The sequence below is a fragment of the uncultured Kocuria sp. genome (genome assembly GCF_947500125.1).
In the GTDB taxonomy this organism is placed as follows: Bacteria; Actinomycetota; Actinomycetes; order Actinomycetales; family Micrococcaceae; genus Kocuria.
Window position 1 is genome coordinate 49,848 of record NZ_CANMRA010000016.1, and the last position, 14,965, is coordinate 64,812.

The following is a 14,965-nucleotide window of genomic DNA, read 5'->3' on the forward strand; positions in this document are numbered from 1 at the left end:
GACAGCTGGTTCAACAGAAACCGGATGAGAACCGCATATGAACCCATTACCAGGGGACTGTTGTGTCCCCTAGTGTACCTGAGGCGCGTCCGCAAGTGGACCCCGCCTTGCTGGATGTTGTCCTTTTTTGCCCCGAGACGCCGGCCCGCCGCTTCCTGGCGCACCACCGGATCGAGTACTTCCGATGCGGTCAGACCAAGTCGCAGGCGTTCCCGAACCGTGGGCGGCCTGCTGGTGAGTTCGCGTTTGTCCAGCTCAACCCGGCGGATTGGTTGAACTTCCTTGTCGTCGACGTCGATGACGAGGCCGCGTTGTTGAACCTGATGCACCCGGCCGTGCCCGAGCCGACCTGGATCATCGAGAACCCCGAGACCGGTCACGCCCAGGCCGGGTGGGCTATCGAACCGGTCTACCGGGGCGAGGGTGCTCGGCCGGGTCCGATCCGTTACGCGGAGGCGGTGCAGCGGGCCCTGGACCGGCTCGTGGACGGGGACCTGTGCTTCACCCGTTACCTGGTGCGCAATCCGGCTGCTGAGTTCCCGGCCGGGCGCGTGTGGTGGGGACGCAGAGCCAGCCCGTGGTCCCTGGGTGATCTCAAGGCGCACATGGCCGAGTACATCGACCCGTTCCACGACGAGGCCATCGACGGCCCCGCAGCACCGGCCTGGGACCCCGGTACGACCCTGCTGGGCCGCACCGGCATTCCGCGGGTCCCCGTCGTGGACACCGCCACGGAGGTGGGGCGCAACACCGCGATCTTCCGCGCCACCCGCCGGTGGCTGTGGGACCGACGGCAGCTCCACCACCAGACCCCGACCGAGGCCGCCTCGATCGCCCACGCCCGAGCGCTCAACGCCCAGCTGCCCGACCCCCTCTCCGATAGCGAGGTGGCCTGCCTGGCCCGCTCGGCCGTCCGCCAGGTCAACGCAGGCAAAGGACGCCCCACCTCCACCAGCGGCTCTGATGCCGCACCTGAGTACCTGGCGAGCATGGGACGGCGCGGCGGGAAGGCCCGCACCGAAGCCAAGGCGCGCGCGGCGGCGAACAACGCCGGAAAGGCCCGCCAAGCCCGCACCCACCGTGCCGGGCAACTGAAGGCTCAGGCTGCCCGGTTGCGGGCGGCGGGGGCGACCTACCGGGCCATCGCCGAGGCGGTGGGACGCACCGCACGCACTGTGATGGCGTGGCTGAAAAACGAGCCCGCCGCCCCCGCTGGCGACACCGTGGACGAGGGTGAAGTTCTCCAAGCAACAGGTATTGGTTCCGCCGGCGCTGGGCGCCCCGACCCCTCCCCTAGCCTGGTAGTGCCCCCCGCAGCTGCTGATGGTGAGGATCCCTCCGTGACGACTGAACCTGCCTACCAGTGGCCTGAAGGCGTCCTGCCCGGAGAACTAGACCCCGACTTCCGGGATCGGCTCCGCCCCGAGCACCGCGGCCTCACCCTCTGGGTGCCCCTGGACTACCTGGAGGACCACCCCATCGGCTCCGGGTACTGGTCTTTCACGAACGCTTCCGACTACTGGGAGACGGTCAAGGACGGACCGTTCCACGGCGCTGCGCTGGGTGGTCGGGAACTGCACGTGACTCAAGTGGGTGCCCGGGTAGGCGAACTCCACGGACTGCGCTTCCCACACCTGACGGCCGTCACCTATGAGGTCACTCGAGTCGCCGGCGACTCCTGCTGGTCAGCGCGGTTCCCCGGCTACATTGTCCACTGACGGGTCGCGTCCGAGCTGAGTGTCGCAGTGTTCTCGGGGGCTTCGCGTTGCCCGGGCCTGTCCGACCGTTAGCTGGTCCGGTCAGGAACGCGGCCGACGGTGTTGAGGCGCAGGAGTGAGGATCACCGCGAACATCTCCTGCAAGGTAGCAAGGTCATGGTTCTCGGCCGCGTCCCGGGACGCAGCGTCGTTGACCGCCCCGGTGACCTGGGCCCAGTCCAGCCACCAGCCGGCGGCTACGGCCAATGAATCGAAGAAGAAGCGCTGGGTGCGCCCGTTGCCCTCCCGGAACGGGTGGAGATAGTTGACCTGGTCATAGTGATAGGCCAACCGTTCGATGAACCGGTCCCGATCCAGGTGCTGCAGGTAGCGGTCTTGGCGTAGCTGGTCGAAGACGAAACCGGCCGAGCGGGCGATCATCGACACCGGCAGGAACGGCTGCGCACCTGGGACCGTCTTGCGCAGATCCACGGTGCGCAGCTGCCCCGCCCAGGGATAGATGTCCTGGAACAGGTGACGGTGAATGGCCTGCAGCTCGGCCAGACCTCGGGTAGGCGCCGGTGGATGGCGCCACAGCTGCAGGGTGCGGACCACCACGAGATCAGCTTCCGCGGCGGCGAGCTCTGTCGCGGTGCGGGCGCCGATCAAATTGGTCAGGACCCCGGTGTGCGGGTCCAGATACGGGTCACGGTGCGGACTGGGGGCCTCACTCAAGGCCGTAGCGGGCGCGCGTGCGCCGAACCAGCTCCTCGACCTCGAGCCCACCCTCGGCGAAACGATCCAGCTCCGCCCGGGTCGCTGCAGTGACGTGGAGTCCCTCCATGGCCGCACTGTGCACCACGGAAGCCACCTGCCGTGCCCGATCCACCTCAAGAGCCGGCGGCAGAATGTGCTGCTGCGCCATGGAACCTCCCCGGTCGGTGTGCTGGGCCGTGCTGTGCGTATCAGTCTATCAAGGCGTCCCTGGCCAGCGACGGGCCACCACACCCCCGGGTTCCCGTCCGGGCGGACCCGCCGACTACAGCTCACTGTGCGGCGAAATGCCGGGATGCCAGAGAGCATTAGACGCCACCCGCCACGTTTTACCGGTGCTGTGGCGTATCGAAGAGTGACTAATGGCCTGCTCAGCGGCCGCTTCCCTCAGGGCTTTCGGGGCGGCTCGTTCTGTGCTGCCGTTTCCAGGGCATGCACCCTGTCACGGGCGGTGGTCAGCTCGGCCCGCAGCCGCTGCGCTTCGTGCTCGGCCTCCTCACGCCGACCCTGTTCATGAGCGTGCGCCCGGCCCTGCACGGTGGCCTCCGCACGGGCGGCCTGCGTCTCGGATCGTGCCCCCTCGAGGTCAGTCTGCAGGAGCTGGACCTCGTGCAGCGCCTGGTCCCGAGCCGACTCCGTCGCGGTGACCGTGGCGGTCAGCTCGAGCACCTGGGCCTCGGCCCGCTCCCGGGCTTGCTGCGCCGACTGGGCCTCGGTGCGAGCTTCCTCGAGGTCGGCCTCCAGCCGCTGCGCGCGCGCCACGGCCTGACCCCGGCTGGCCTCCACTTCGGAGACCTTCGTGACCAGCTCGGCGGCCTCGACCTCGGCCTGGACCCGCCGGCCTTCCTCCCGGGCGCGTTCCTCCTTGGCCGTGGCCGCTTCCGCCCGTGCCGTCACCAGAGCGGCACGAGCAGACTCCAGCTCGATCTGCAGCCGCTCGACGTCGTGCAACGCCTGCTCCCGGCCGGTCTCGGCTTCGGTCACCGCGGTGACCAGCTCCGCAGCCTCCGCCTCGGCCTGCTCCCGGCCGGCCCGCGCCTCGGCAGCGATGTGCTCGACCTCGGCCCGCGCCGTGCTCAGGGCCGTCCCCCACGCCCCGCGCAGGGCCCGGGCCACCGCCTCCGGCGGCTCGGGCACGGACTGAACCTGGGCGCGGGACTCCCGCCAGGCCCGGACCCCATCCGAGGCGTCCTGCATGGACACCTGCGCCGCCCGGCGCACCGCGGCCACCGTGATGCGCTCCTCCGCCTCCGCGAGACGGTCGCACGCCGCGAACACCCGCTCCCGCGCGCTGCGCTGGATCGCCTCCGTCATGAGAGAACCTCCGTAGTAGTAGTAAATAGTAGTAGTAATCTTACTACTACTACTGCAAAAGTACATGGGCGTTGTGCCGGCACCCGCGGTCACGCCCATCGGCACATCCCTCCCTCGGTCGCGGCCCGTGACTCCTCCTGTAGGAGCGCGGCCTCGCGTTTCAGCGCCAGATCGGCCCGCCTCCTTCCTCGTCGAACGATGGCTGCCGCGCATTTCTACGGCCCTGACGGGCCTCCGAAACACTTGCCCAAGGGGAAGTCGGCGCCACCTTGGTGCCATTCCCCTACTCCACGTCTCGTTTGTAGAGATCCCCCGCTTCTGACAGGGAGCTGGGGGCGTTCCGGACGCAACAGGGGATATGGAGAAGGAGGCCAAGAACGCGATGGACGCCGGGAAGGTGCCTTGGCACCTCGTCGGCAGACTGCTCGGTGGCGCAGAGCGATAGATACACACGAGCTCAACCGCCACAGGCGATGGTGGCCGCACGGCAGACGACGCCGACTACTGGGGCTCCCTCTGGGGCGGGTCGCTAGGCAAGAAACAAGCGTGGCACTCACTGCGCCCTCGCTAGGCGCATGAACGCCCGACGGAACGATGTACCAAGGGCCTTCGAATTAATGGTAGATAGCAAGATAAATAGAGCTCTATATATATGGCTGGCTAGTTAGCCTTCGAGCTATATGGCAAGCTCCCTAGCTGTCTTGGTACCGTGCAACCATGCAAACCCTCATGGTGTACAGCGAATCCGGCGGAGTCACCAAGACCACCACCGCCGTCTCCCTAGCAATGGTCGCCGCCGCCGAAGGGCGTCAAGTCGTACTCGTTGATCTCGACCCCCGCGCGGCCTCCACCAAGTGGTTCGGGGTGCAGCCCTCGGCGGAAGGAATGCACATTGGGGCAATCCTGGGCGATGAGAACCCCGAAGGCTGGGCCGAGGATCTCGCGGTGCCCAGCGGGTGGCACCCGAACCTCCGGGTGATTCCCTCGGCCCGCAATGTCTCCAACCGTGAGGCCGATCGGGCCGATCATGCGGAGCTGCGGCTGAAGATCTCTCTGACCGGTCTGCAAGCGGATGTGGTGGTCATTGACTGTCCCAACCGGCAGGGTGGCCCGTTGACGCTGTCGGCGTTGAACGCGGCGGACACCGTGGTCTACGCCGCCACCGCCACCAGCGATGGCATCGACGGGGTGGACGGGGCCCGGCGCACGGTCGCCCAGTTCCGTCGGCACCGCCAGCAGCTCGGCGCCCCGGACACTCTCACGGAGGCCGGCATCGTCGTCGGTGGGGTGAAGGAAACCATCATGAGCCGGGCGGCGGTGGCCAGCCTCGAGGAGCTGCGGGCCACGGGGTTGTTCCTGGAGCCGTTGATCCCGGACCGGGCCATCGTCCAGGAGGTGCGGATTTCGGGGGAGTGGTACGGCCAGTACCGCAAGGGCGCCCGCGTGCTGGACGCCTACACTGCGATTGCGAAGCAGGTGCTGCGATGACCGACAAGCCGGAGCGTCCCGCCTCATTGCAGCGCCGCCGGCCGCGCCCGGCCCCGGATGAGCACATCGACCCGGTCGACTACACACCCCCACGCACCACGACACCCCAGCCCGCGACGCAGGAGGTGTCGTCCCCGCCGCTGCAAGCGACACCGGCGGCGGAACCCCCGTCGGCCGCGCCTAAGCGCGGGCGTGGCCGGCCTCGTCGCGAGCCCACGATCCAGCTGGGTGTGCGGGTGGCCCAGGACGTCTCCGATCTGATCGAGGAGCTCACCGAGCACGACGGCACAGCGAGAGCGGTGATCGAGAACGCGGTGCGCGCCTACGCCCAACAGATCAACCGGTAGTACCCGGACCCCCGATAGGGGGGTGCGGATGCGGGCGGCTTTCCCCTGGTCGGCGAGGAAGGAACCCGGCTCACCGTTGGTGGTGGGCCGGGTTCTCTTCTTCTGGGGACAGGCGGCGGGATGGGGCGAGTGGTCCCGGGGGTCTTTGATCGATGCGGATGCCCGCCTCCTTCCGCAAGGAGCCAGGGCCAACCCCCAGTAGGATCCGGTCTCGGGGGCCAAAGGGACGACCAGCGCTGTCCGATCTGGACGCGGGGCGTCCCGGCGGCCTCGTTCCGGGCAAGGACCGTCAGCCTGTCACCGGCTTTTCACCGTGCGGAGGGGACCACGGTGAGGGCCCCCGGTACTCGACCCCTGCCCCGAGACGTTCCGCTTCGATGTCGCAGCGGTGGCCCGCAAGCGCCAGCCTCTGCTGTCGCAGATCACCTGGACAGGCTCGAGGGGCGTGTCCAGGTGGGGGAGTGGGTACCTACTGGGCGGCGTAGTAGGCGTCCTTGATGGACTGATGAATACGGCCGCGGTCGGAGATCTGGTGGCCGTTCTCCTTGGCCCATGCCCGGATCTTCGCCGTCTCCGGGTTACCACCGGAGGAGGAACGGGACCCGGTGACCCGGGCGGACTTGCCCTGGGCCCGCCGGCCGGAGGCGGCGTAAGGGCGCAGGGCCTCCCGCAACTTCTCCGCGTTAGCTGCCGACAGGTCGATCTCGTACTGCCGGCCGTCCAGGCCGAACTGGAAGGTCTCATCAGCAGGACCACCCTCGAGGTCGTCCTCCAGAATGATCTGCACGCTCTGGGCCATCACAGCACCTTTCCCTTGATCTCATCGTGTCTTGCGCTGGAATACGCTCACAGTCAGTAACCCCGGCACCGACCTAATTGCATACATGCTCTCTGGAGGGGGCAGCAGAGTCCCCGAAGTTCTAAGTCGGTAGCTCGAGAAACCTGATCCGCTTCTTCCGGCACCCTTCCACGATCATCACACAGCGAATCCATCCGCCGACCACCGTGATGACGTAGCATGCCACCTCATTGGCGAAGAACTCTGGTCGACACGTTGGGCACGATTTCAAGCAACCGGGACACCCCATGGAGTATCCACCCTAGCTTACGGATCAATGTCGATTCAGGACGCTTCACCGAGTCGCAAAGGTCTCAGACTTGCTCTGCGGTACCGTTGCCCAAAGCCTACCCGTAGGAGTACCGGATTGACTGCCGCCGAGGAAGAGTTTGACCTCAAGACCGCGTTCGCTGAGCTGGTACAGGGAGACTGGTCGCGCTTTGATCACCTACTGCATGAGCCAGTCGAACCGCAGGTTATCGCCGACACTAAGGCCACGATTCGATGCCATTACTTGGCTAGTGACCCATCAGGGAACCCCAGGGTTAAGCCACTGGCCCGACAGCTCTCCAAGCAAATTCTACGTTTTTGCACACCCAGAAGCAGGCTCAACTCAATCAAGTCTATCGATGATGAACTTGAGCGGGATGAGGCGATGACCGAGGCAGTTTTGAACGCAAGGCGTCTTTTCACCACCAAGCAAGAAAATACCGGCGAAGGTGGTGAACTTCTCCTATACATTCTTCTTGAAAGACATCTCCAAGTTCCACAAATCCTCAGCAAGCTTTCACTGAAGACAAATACGCAAGTGCAAGTGCACGGGTCCGATGGTATTCACGCCAAGTTGGAGGAGGACCATACGCTGGGGCTTTACTGGGGCGAATCTAAAATCTACAAAAATTATACGAGTGCTTTTGCAGACTGCTTCAATAGCAGTGCCCCATTCCTCATTGGATCAGCTGATACGCAAGACCTCTTTCTGATCAAAGAGTACGCAGACTTAGGCGATTTAAACTTACGTCATGCCATTTTAGATTACTTTGATGAGGCTCATCCCAAGTCTCAAAAACTCGATGTACGCGCTGCATGTCTTATTGGATTTTCTGTAGACGAGTATCCAGTTCTTCCAGCCGATATAGAAGCAGCGCGTATTGCTATTCAAAACGACCTCACTAAATGGAGTGCTAACATACTGGGGCATATCCAAAAGCATGGTATTTCAAACTATCAAGTTGAAGTATTTTTGATTCCTCTGCCTAACGAAATCGAGTTTCGCGATTCGATCAGGATCGCCCTTAGTGAATCCTAACGATTTTGTTGCCAAGACGCTTGAGCGTCCAGGCGTACGTAGCGCTGTTGATTACTCGGTTCGAACCTCATTGCTCAACTCAATCCCCGTGATCGACGGCGAGAGGCCTCCAGAACCTAATTGGCGATTCGCTCTTCTGTGTGCTAGTGCCATGACCGATTTGTTGGAAAGCGAAGCCGCACAACAAGCCATCCTACGCATCGCTCAAGGGTGCCTTATCTCTCCAGTATCCACCGACGTGGAACGCGAGGGCGCTGAATCACTTCTCCGACGTATGGGCAACAGCCGCGCCATTGGGTTGGCCAAAAGTCGAGGGCTATTAGCTGCCGACGACGCCGTGCGGGTGCCATTGGATTTGCAATGGGAGATTGCAGCCAAGGAGCAATCCTTTTCCATTGACTTTGGTGACGGCCAGTCCTTCCTGGCAAATCCGTTCCAGCGACGCTTCTGGGAAGCGGCAGAGAATAGTTCATGGGTAAGTGTTTCCGCTCCTACGTCCTCTGGAAAAAGCTTTATTCTCCGTAAATGGGTCGAACGAAAAATCGCTGGTGCGAATCCATGTCGCGTTGTTTTTTTGACGCCTACACGCGCACTTGTTGAGGAAACTGGAACTGCTTTTCGTGAATCCCTCCCTTCTGACGTACCAGTCATTACACTTCCCTGGGATGCAGAAGTCCTCAAAAACGACAAAGAACTATATGTCCTAACCCAGGAACGCCTTCATCTAATACAACAGTTTAAGTCTGGCTTTTCATTTGACTTCTTAGTTGTTGATGAAGCCCAAAAGGTGGGTGATGATTCGCGCGGCATTATTTTGAGCGAAGTGATTGACGAGGCAGTATCTCGCAATCCATTGCTTCATGTCGTCTTCGCCAGTCCGATGGCGTCCAATCCTGAAATCCTACTGGAGGGAAGGCCTGGGAATACCTCGGCACAGGCACTTGTTGATGGAACTTGCACTGTCAACCAAACTTTGCTCTATGTCAATCAAGTGCCCCGTAATACGCGATCATATGAGGTTCGGGTTGCTAATGGGGGGAAGAGCTACGCCGCAGGCAAGGTACACCTCTCCAATCGCCCAACAACACTTGCGATGAAGTTCGCCTTGATCGCTCTCGCAATGGGCGAAGACAGCACTGGCAATCTAATTTATGCTAACGGCCGAGCGTCTGCTGAAAAGATGGCAAGCCTCATTTCCCATTACCGACCCAAACAGGAATTGGATGCGTTTACCAAGCAACGCATTAATGACGCCGTTTCCTACGTCTCCGCGGCAATCCACCCGAAGTTTGCCCTATGTACCACCCTTAGAAAGGGCTCGGCTTTCCACTATGGCTCTATGCCCCTGCATGTCAAGGAGCTTGTAGAGGGCCTTTTCAAGGACGGTATTGTAAAGTACTTGACCTGTACGTCGACTCTACTGGAGGGCGTGAACCTTCCTTGTACCAATATCTTTGTTCGTGCTCCCAAGAAGGGTGACCAGAAGATGAATGAAGCAGACTTCTGGAACTTGGCTGGGCGCGCGGGCCGCTGGGGCAACGAATTTCAAGGAAATGTTGTATGTATTGACACAGAAAAGGGAGGATGGGGGGCCGTGCCCACGGCTCGCACGCGTCAAATTATTCAACGAGCGGCCGATTTAACTGATGTTGGCGTCACCGATCTTGAAAGTTTTGTTGATTGGACTATCTCTGAGCCTAGTCGGCCTGCCGATGCGGTCGAAGAGACCTTACTCAGTTTTTTGAGTTCACGTTCTATGGCCAACCGCACGCCCTCTGAGATTTTCGGGGTTCGTACCTCTGACGCCCTGGCAGATCGTGCTCAGCAGGCTGTTGCACGCGCTCTAACTGACGTGAATGTTCCACGTTTCGTAATTGCTCGCCATGCGGGAATTAGCCCCACGCGCATCCAGGCGCTTGTAGATTTTTTCCGGAATCAGAATGACCTTGAGTCCTTCGTGTTACCCACTCCGGAAAGCGATGACGCCTATGAGGCGTACAAGTCTGCTCTTGACTTGGTTGCGGTGACGTTGGGCGGTCCATGTGGAAATGACGGTCGGCGCTTTTCCTTATCGCGACTCATTGTGCGATGGATGAAAGGTGTACCCATGAGCAGAATCATTGATGATCGATACGCTTACCGCAACTCTCAGGGGACGGCCGACTGGTCCAGCGTTATCCGAGATGTAATGAAAGATGTGGAGGATTTTTGCAGATTTCATGCTCCTAAATACCTCGCCTGCTATGCAGATGCCCTCGAAGTCGCCGCAGGCCGTCCCATGGGCGAGCAGTCTGCTGAGGCCGTGACTATGATGCTGGAGTTGGGGGTTCCTCGTACAACCGACATGTCACTTATTGGGTTGGGCTTGTCTCGTGCAACCACAATTGCAATTGGTGAACTTCAGCGCGATGGGGAGCTCGACCGAGCTGCTGTTCAGGATTGGATTGTCTCCGTGGACTGGGAAACAGCTCCTGTGGCTCGCTATGCGGCTCAGGAAGTGCTGCGTCTCCTAGAAGGTTTTGACAGTCAGTGGGGTTCCGCGGCCGTCGGAGATTGAGGTTGTCTCGGCATCGGGGGTGGAGAGGTCGGGCCCGTAGATTTTGCCGTCGAGGCTGAACTGGATGGCGTCCTCGGCGGGGCCGCCGTTGAGATCGTCCTCGAGATGCGCTCCGACTTTCTGAGCCATGGGCGGTGTGTCTTTCGGTATCCGGGTGGGGGATTGGGGTCAGGGGTGGTCGGGGGCGTCGTCGGTGGGCACATCGTCGGCAGATGCCTCTGCTGGATCCGCCAAAGCCATGGTCTTCGCGCGGTTGCCGGTGATCACGGTGCCCTCTTCGGTGAGGTCCACGCAGAGCATGCCGTCCTCCATGAAGGGCTTCCATCGCCTGGTAGCGGTGGCGTCGATGCCGTAGTGCGCGGTGAAGGCGGTGGCCGAGACGATCGCCTGCCCGGGCCCGCGCTTGGACCCGTTCCGGACCGCGTAGGCATGCGGGGAGGAGTCATCCGTGGCGCGCAGTGCCATGACCTGACGGTCGCGGTCGTAGAGTAGTTCCACCGTCTCGGCGTTGTCGACCAGATCGTGGGCGGCCTTGTTCAGCGAGATCACTCCGCGCTTCTGGATGGTCACGCTCGGCGCTTTGGCCAGCGGAGTCATCCTCTTGTTGAACACCTCGAACGGCATCGTTCCTCCTATGGCTCATGACTGACAACAGTGAATTCCATCGTAACCATTGCACGCACTTGCCCGGCAGTCCTGTGCAACTCGTCGGGTGTGTCTTTGAAGGCAAGGGATGCGAGACGTCTCGTCCGTCGAATTTTGCGGTGGAGAACCTCTGCGGGTTTCCGCGGGTCGATGAGTCTTGCAACTATGTGCTTTATGTTTGCCCCTAGAATCAAATACTCAACGTTGGTTGCGAGACAGATGGGGTGGACGTGGGGAAGCTGATCGGGTACGCCCGAGTGTCGACGCGTCAGCAGGACGCGGACCGTCAAGTGTCTGACCTCCTGGCCGCCGGCGTGCGGCGCGATGACCTCTACGTAGACAGTGGAGTGTCTGGAGGCCGTGCGTCGCGTCCTGCCTTCGACAAAGCGGTGGCCGCGCTCGAGGACGGCGACACGTTGGTGATCACGACGCTGGACCGGTTGGGGCGGTCGACGCAGAACATGCTGGTCTTCGCCGAAGCGCTGCGCGGGAGAGGCGCCGGTCTGCGGGTGCTGAACCTCGGTGGGGGAGACGTGGACACCCACACTCCGATGGGCTCGATGGTGTTCACCGTCATGGCGGCCCTGGCGCAGATGGAGCTGGAGATCAAGCGGGAGCGGATCACTGACTCGGTGGCCAAGCGCCGGGCCGCCGGCAAGGACCTCGGTGGGCGGCGTCAGACCTTCACCGACTCCCAGATCCGCAACGCGCTGCGGCTGATCGACACGGGGGAGCCGGCCACTCAGGTCGCCCGGGACCTCGGGATGTCCAGGGCCACCCTCTACCGGCGGATTCGGGAACTCCCGCAAGCGACGACCATCTGAGACCGTCATCTCCTGTGGGCATCGTGATACGTATGCCGTTCGTGCCCGGGTGCGAGGCAGGGCCCGGTGGTCGATTGAGGTGCTTTCCGAATTCCGCTGACCAGTGCGGAAGGAGGGCGCGTGGCGCTCGACCTGACACCTGTCGATTTCTCTACGGTGGTGGCATGGGAACCATTGTGTCTGCTCCTGCCGATCTGGTGGTGGCCACCAGCGACGGGATCGATGTGCGCTTCGCCGGCATCGACCTCGCTGCCAGCCTGTCTCCGCATGCGCAGGAGCCACCGGGTGGCCACGGCGTACGGATCAGCCTCGCCGCGGTGCGAGGGGCCGAGACCATGCGCCGGGACGGCCAGTTCCAGGCTGCCCGCCTGGCCTGGGCCCAACGACGGCAGGACAAGATGACCGAGGAGGAGCCGTTGCCGCTGATGCCGGGGTTCTCCGTTCTGGACCGGGTCGGGGTGGTGCTCAGCGATGAGCTCGGTACCGAGTACCGCTTGGTCGCCGGACAGGCGGCCGGGGACGGCACCGAGTGGGAGAGCGCCTGGGAGTTCGTGCCCCCGCCCCCGGAAGCGGCTGGGACGCTCCGACTCCAGTTCACCCTGGACGGGGCACCGACCGGCAAGACCTGCGAAGTCTGGGTCCAATAGACCTCCGACGGCGCCCGTGAGCCGGGTGACCGTGCCCACGACCGCGTGTGTCGCGTCGTCGCGGTGGGATGACAGGCTTGGCCCCGCGACCTCAGGCGCAGGAACCACGAGCACAGTTGGGGAAAGGAGCAGCGATGGGCAGCCCGGACTATGCAGGGCTGGAGCGCCTGCTGCGGGAGCGCAACGAGATCGACTGGGTGATGGTCGCCAACGTGATGGACGATGCCACCGCCTACGGTCTGCCCGCCACCGAAGAGGGCGTCATTGATTACATCGTGGGGCTTCATGAGCAGGGCAAGATCCGTGTGGGCATCTACGTCCATGGCACCTCGGAAGGATTCGTTCCGTGGGAGGAACCGATCCTCGACCTGCCGGTCCGCCTGCGGGCGGCCTTGGTGCTCACGGATTCCGAGGATCCCTTGGGGCCGGTGATGACTGTCATGTTCACGTTCATCGACGAGGATCCACCCCTTGCTTGATCCCATGGAGGGCAAGGGATTCCTCTGCGGGCTCAGCTGGAGGGTATGGCGAGACTCCGGGGTCTGCTTCCTGCCTTTCTCTCGCCCTCTCAGACGAGACCCGTGAGTGCTCCTTGCCGACAGGTCGGCCATAGCGTGGGGCGACCTTACCTGGGGCCTCCATACGTACGGAAGGAGATCACTTGACGGCCGCGACGGCCTCATCCGGAGTTCAATCTTTGACCCACTGTGCTGCGGTTGAGGTTCATCTTCGAACATGCGGCCTGGTCAGCGGCAGCGCCGGTCTAAGGCGGGGCGTCCCTAGCATTGGGGCATGCGCCTCCGAGAGACCAGCCCAGCCGATTTGGACGTCTTCCTGAGTTGGGTGCCCTCCGAGGCCGACATGGTGCTCTGGTCCGGGCGGACTTTCACGTGGCCGCTGGATCGGGGGCAGTTGGAGACCTATCTGCAGAATGATCAGCGCCGGTATTGGACCGGATTGGATCCCGACTCCGGGGATCCGGTCGGTCACGCCTCGTTGCTCATCGATGTCGACGCACACATGATGCGGCTCGGGTGCATCCTCCTCGACCCGGACGCTCGAGGGCGCGGTCTGGGGCGGGGACTGATCGGCACAGCGGTGCGCACGGGCTTCGAGGTCACGGGGTTGCCGGTGATGAAGCTCGGTGTCTACGCGCACAATGTCTCCGCCCGGCGCGTGTACGAGAGCCTGGGGTTCCGGGAGACCGGGCGGGTGCGCAGCACCGAGGTGGGCGGCCAGCCCTGGCACGCCCTGGAGATGGAGCGGTCACGACCCAGCTGACCCCGCCCATGGGCGCCGGTCCTTTCCACCGGTGCTGAGAGCTGGCGCGAGGATGCGGCGTCGCGATGGGGACTCCGGTGGCGTACGCCGTCCTGTTGTCGGGGAGGCGCTAGAGAGCCTGCAGGTAGCGGGAGGTGTACCGCTGTTGGAGCCGCCGGTTGATCGGCGCCAGGGCGCGGGACCACCACGTGCCCTGCCGGGAGAAAGCGGTGATGGTCAACACGACGGCGTCGTCCTCCCGCCAATCGACGCAGAACCTCTCCTCGCCCTGCTCCGGGTGGCCCTGCAGGGTCCCGTAGGCGAAGCCCCGCCGGCGCTCCTCCTCCACGACGTAGACCACTTGGCAGCCGAAGGAGATCCGCAGCAGGTGCCGGCCCAGGCGCAGACGGACGCGGCTGCCCTGCTCGACGCGCGGTGTGGTGGCCTCGACGGTCAGGCCGGCTGCCCGGTGCATCTGCCAGCTCATCAGGCGCTCCGCGGCTCGGTGGAACGTCGGCTCCCCGTGGCCGATGACCCGGTGGACCCTCAGATGGTCGTACCCGTCGGGCAACTGCCCGGCGGTGGCACCGATCTCCGGGTAGGTCAGTGGGCGGTCGAGCAGAGTCATAGCGCTCACTATGCCAAGGGAGCGCTTTATATATAGCCCTCGTGGGGTTGGGTGCGCTCTCTTGTGCGGTGTTGATCGCCCGGGGATTCATCATCTACTTCACCTCGCCCCCGAGTGGGGCCGTGATCGGTGCCGGAATCGGCATCGGGTTGCTGCTGGTGCTGTACTCGACCGTCCTCGTGCCCTTGGCGCTGGGCCGGGAATGCGCCCCAGCACTGGGGGCCGTGTTCGCGGGTCTGGCCGTCGCCGGGACCCTGGTCGAGCTGGCCGGATCTGCCGGCCCGGCGAACCTGCCCGTGGTCGGGCTGGGGTTGGCCTTCGTGGTGATCAACATTGCCTGGATCAAGCTCGAACGTGACGACAGCGGTTGGGTGGGTCTGCTCACTTGTGTGGTGACGGGACTGCTGGTTGGCATCGAGCTGGTGGCCATCGTTGCGCGCGGGGCCCCCGGGCTGGGTGAGTTGCTGCCGCGCCTCCTGGTTCTCGGGGGAGCAATGGTCCTGGGTGTGGCGATCCGCCGACGCTGGAACCGCGTCGGCGATGAGCACGACCGGTCCACTTAGGCCGGCACCTTCAGGGAAAGGCGTTGATCAGGGATGGGCGCAGATCAACAGCGGACGTCGGGGACTGATGTGGG

At 63.3% G+C, this 14,965-nt stretch carries 17 protein-coding genes; 10 read left to right on the top strand and 7 right to left on the bottom strand.

The window, feature by feature from the left end; translation table 11 throughout:
• Positions 1–107 precede the first annotated feature (107 nt).
• Positions 108–1,718, top strand: a complete 1,611-nt coding sequence (locus Q0817_RS11805; protein ID WP_255396352.1) for a replication initiation protein — start codon at positions 108–110, stop codon at positions 1,716–1,718.
• Positions 1,719–1,799: 81 nt separating this feature from the next.
• Here the strand turns inward: Q0817_RS11805 and Q0817_RS11810 are convergent, their stop codons facing one another.
• The 3 genes from Q0817_RS11810 to Q0817_RS11820 form a co-directional block, all read right to left on the bottom strand.
• Positions 1,800–2,432, bottom strand: a complete 633-nt coding sequence (locus Q0817_RS11810; protein WP_075872986.1) for a Fic family protein — start codon at positions 2,430–2,432, stop codon at positions 1,800–1,802.
• Positions 2,425–2,622 carry an antitoxin VbhA family protein gene (locus tag Q0817_RS11815; protein WP_075872987.1) on the bottom strand — a complete coding sequence of 66 codons (198 nt, stop codon included), beginning with the start codon at positions 2,620–2,622 and terminating at the stop codon, positions 2,425–2,427. Before Q0817_RS11815 ends, Q0817_RS11810 begins: the two co-directional genes overlap by 8 nt.
• A gap of 236 nt (positions 2,623–2,858) precedes the next feature.
• Positions 2,859–3,884 (bottom strand): DNA-binding protein, encoded by a 1,026-nt coding sequence (locus Q0817_RS11820; protein ID WP_298587678.1) that lies wholly within the window; start codon positions 3,882–3,884, stop codon positions 2,859–2,861.
• Positions 3,885–4,502: 618 nt separating this feature from the next.
• Here Q0817_RS11820 and Q0817_RS11825 point away from each other — a divergent pair.
• Together Q0817_RS11825 and Q0817_RS11830 are read left to right on the top strand one after the other, a co-directional pair.
• Entirely contained in the window at positions 4,503–5,273 is a 771-nt protein-coding gene (locus Q0817_RS11825) for a ParA family protein (protein ID WP_075872990.1), read from the top strand.
• Complete coding sequence (locus tag Q0817_RS11830) at positions 5,270–5,620, top strand: hypothetical protein (protein WP_139318639.1); 351 nt, start codon at positions 5,270–5,272, stop codon at positions 5,618–5,620. Before Q0817_RS11825 ends, Q0817_RS11830 begins: the two co-directional genes overlap by 4 nt.
• Positions 5,621–6,089: 469 nt before the next feature.
• Here Q0817_RS11830 and Q0817_RS11835 read toward each other — a convergent pair whose 3' ends face one another.
• Positions 6,090–6,419 (bottom strand): Lsr2 family protein, encoded by a 330-nt coding sequence (locus tag Q0817_RS11835; protein WP_075872991.1) that lies wholly within the window; start codon positions 6,417–6,419, stop codon positions 6,090–6,092.
• Between the two features lie 406 nt (positions 6,420–6,825).
• On the opposite strand from Q0817_RS11835, the gene Q0817_RS11840 reads away from it, so the two are divergent.
• Positions 6,826–7,767, top strand: coding sequence for a DUF1837 domain-containing protein (locus tag Q0817_RS11840; protein ID WP_298587684.1), 942 nt, complete (start codon positions 6,826–6,828; stop codon positions 7,765–7,767).
• A gap of 151 nt (positions 7,768–7,918) precedes the next feature.
• A complete protein-coding gene (locus Q0817_RS11845; RefSeq protein WP_277552131.1) occupies positions 7,919–10,324 on the top strand; it encodes a DEAD/DEAH box helicase in 2,406 nt (801 codons plus the stop codon).
• Here the strand turns inward: Q0817_RS11845 and Q0817_RS11850 are convergent.
• On the bottom strand, positions 10,277–10,453 hold the full coding sequence (locus Q0817_RS11850) for a histone-like nucleoid-structuring protein Lsr2 (RefSeq protein ID WP_083665265.1): 177 nt from the start codon (positions 10,451–10,453) through the stop codon (positions 10,277–10,279). The two genes, Q0817_RS11845 and Q0817_RS11850, sit on opposite strands and share 48 nt — an antisense overlap.
• A gap of 39 nt (positions 10,454–10,492) precedes the next feature.
• Complete coding sequence (locus Q0817_RS11855) at positions 10,493–10,948, bottom strand: hypothetical protein (protein WP_075873089.1); 456 nt, start codon at positions 10,946–10,948, stop codon at positions 10,493–10,495.
• A gap of 251 nt (positions 10,949–11,199) precedes the next feature.
• On the opposite strand from Q0817_RS11855, the gene Q0817_RS11860 reads away from it, so the two are divergent.
• The 4 genes from Q0817_RS11860 to Q0817_RS11875 all read left to right on the top strand — a co-directional run bounded on the left by Q0817_RS11860 (position 11,200) and on the right by Q0817_RS11875 (position 13,721).
• Positions 11,200–11,793 (top strand): recombinase family protein, encoded by a 594-nt coding sequence (locus Q0817_RS11860; RefSeq protein WP_047804902.1) that lies wholly within the window; start codon positions 11,200–11,202, stop codon positions 11,791–11,793.
• 164 nt (positions 11,794–11,957) lie between these two features.
• Positions 11,958–12,440 (top strand): hypothetical protein, encoded by a 483-nt coding sequence (locus Q0817_RS11865; protein WP_047804846.1) that lies wholly within the window; start codon positions 11,958–11,960, stop codon positions 12,438–12,440.
• 134 nt (positions 12,441–12,574) lie between these two features.
• Positions 12,575–12,919: a hypothetical protein gene (locus Q0817_RS11870; protein WP_047804847.1), complete on the top strand. Its 345-nt coding sequence runs from the start codon at positions 12,575–12,577 to the stop codon at positions 12,917–12,919.
• A 313-nt stretch (positions 12,920–13,232) separates the two neighbouring features.
• Positions 13,233–13,721, top strand: a complete 489-nt coding sequence (locus Q0817_RS11875; RefSeq protein WP_047804848.1) for a GNAT family N-acetyltransferase — start codon at positions 13,233–13,235, stop codon at positions 13,719–13,721.
• A gap of 109 nt (positions 13,722–13,830) precedes the next feature.
• Here Q0817_RS11875 and Q0817_RS11880 read toward each other — a convergent pair whose 3' ends face one another.
• Positions 13,831–14,328 (bottom strand): DUF1990 family protein, encoded by a 498-nt coding sequence (locus Q0817_RS11880; RefSeq protein WP_047804849.1) that lies wholly within the window; start codon positions 14,326–14,328, stop codon positions 13,831–13,833.
• Positions 14,329–14,369: 41 nt separating this feature from the next.
• Between Q0817_RS11880 and Q0817_RS11885 the strand changes: the two genes are divergently transcribed.
• Positions 14,370–14,891, top strand: a complete 522-nt coding sequence (locus tag Q0817_RS11885; protein WP_047804850.1) for a hypothetical protein — start codon at positions 14,370–14,372, stop codon at positions 14,889–14,891.
• Positions 14,892–14,965: the final 74 nt, after the last annotated feature.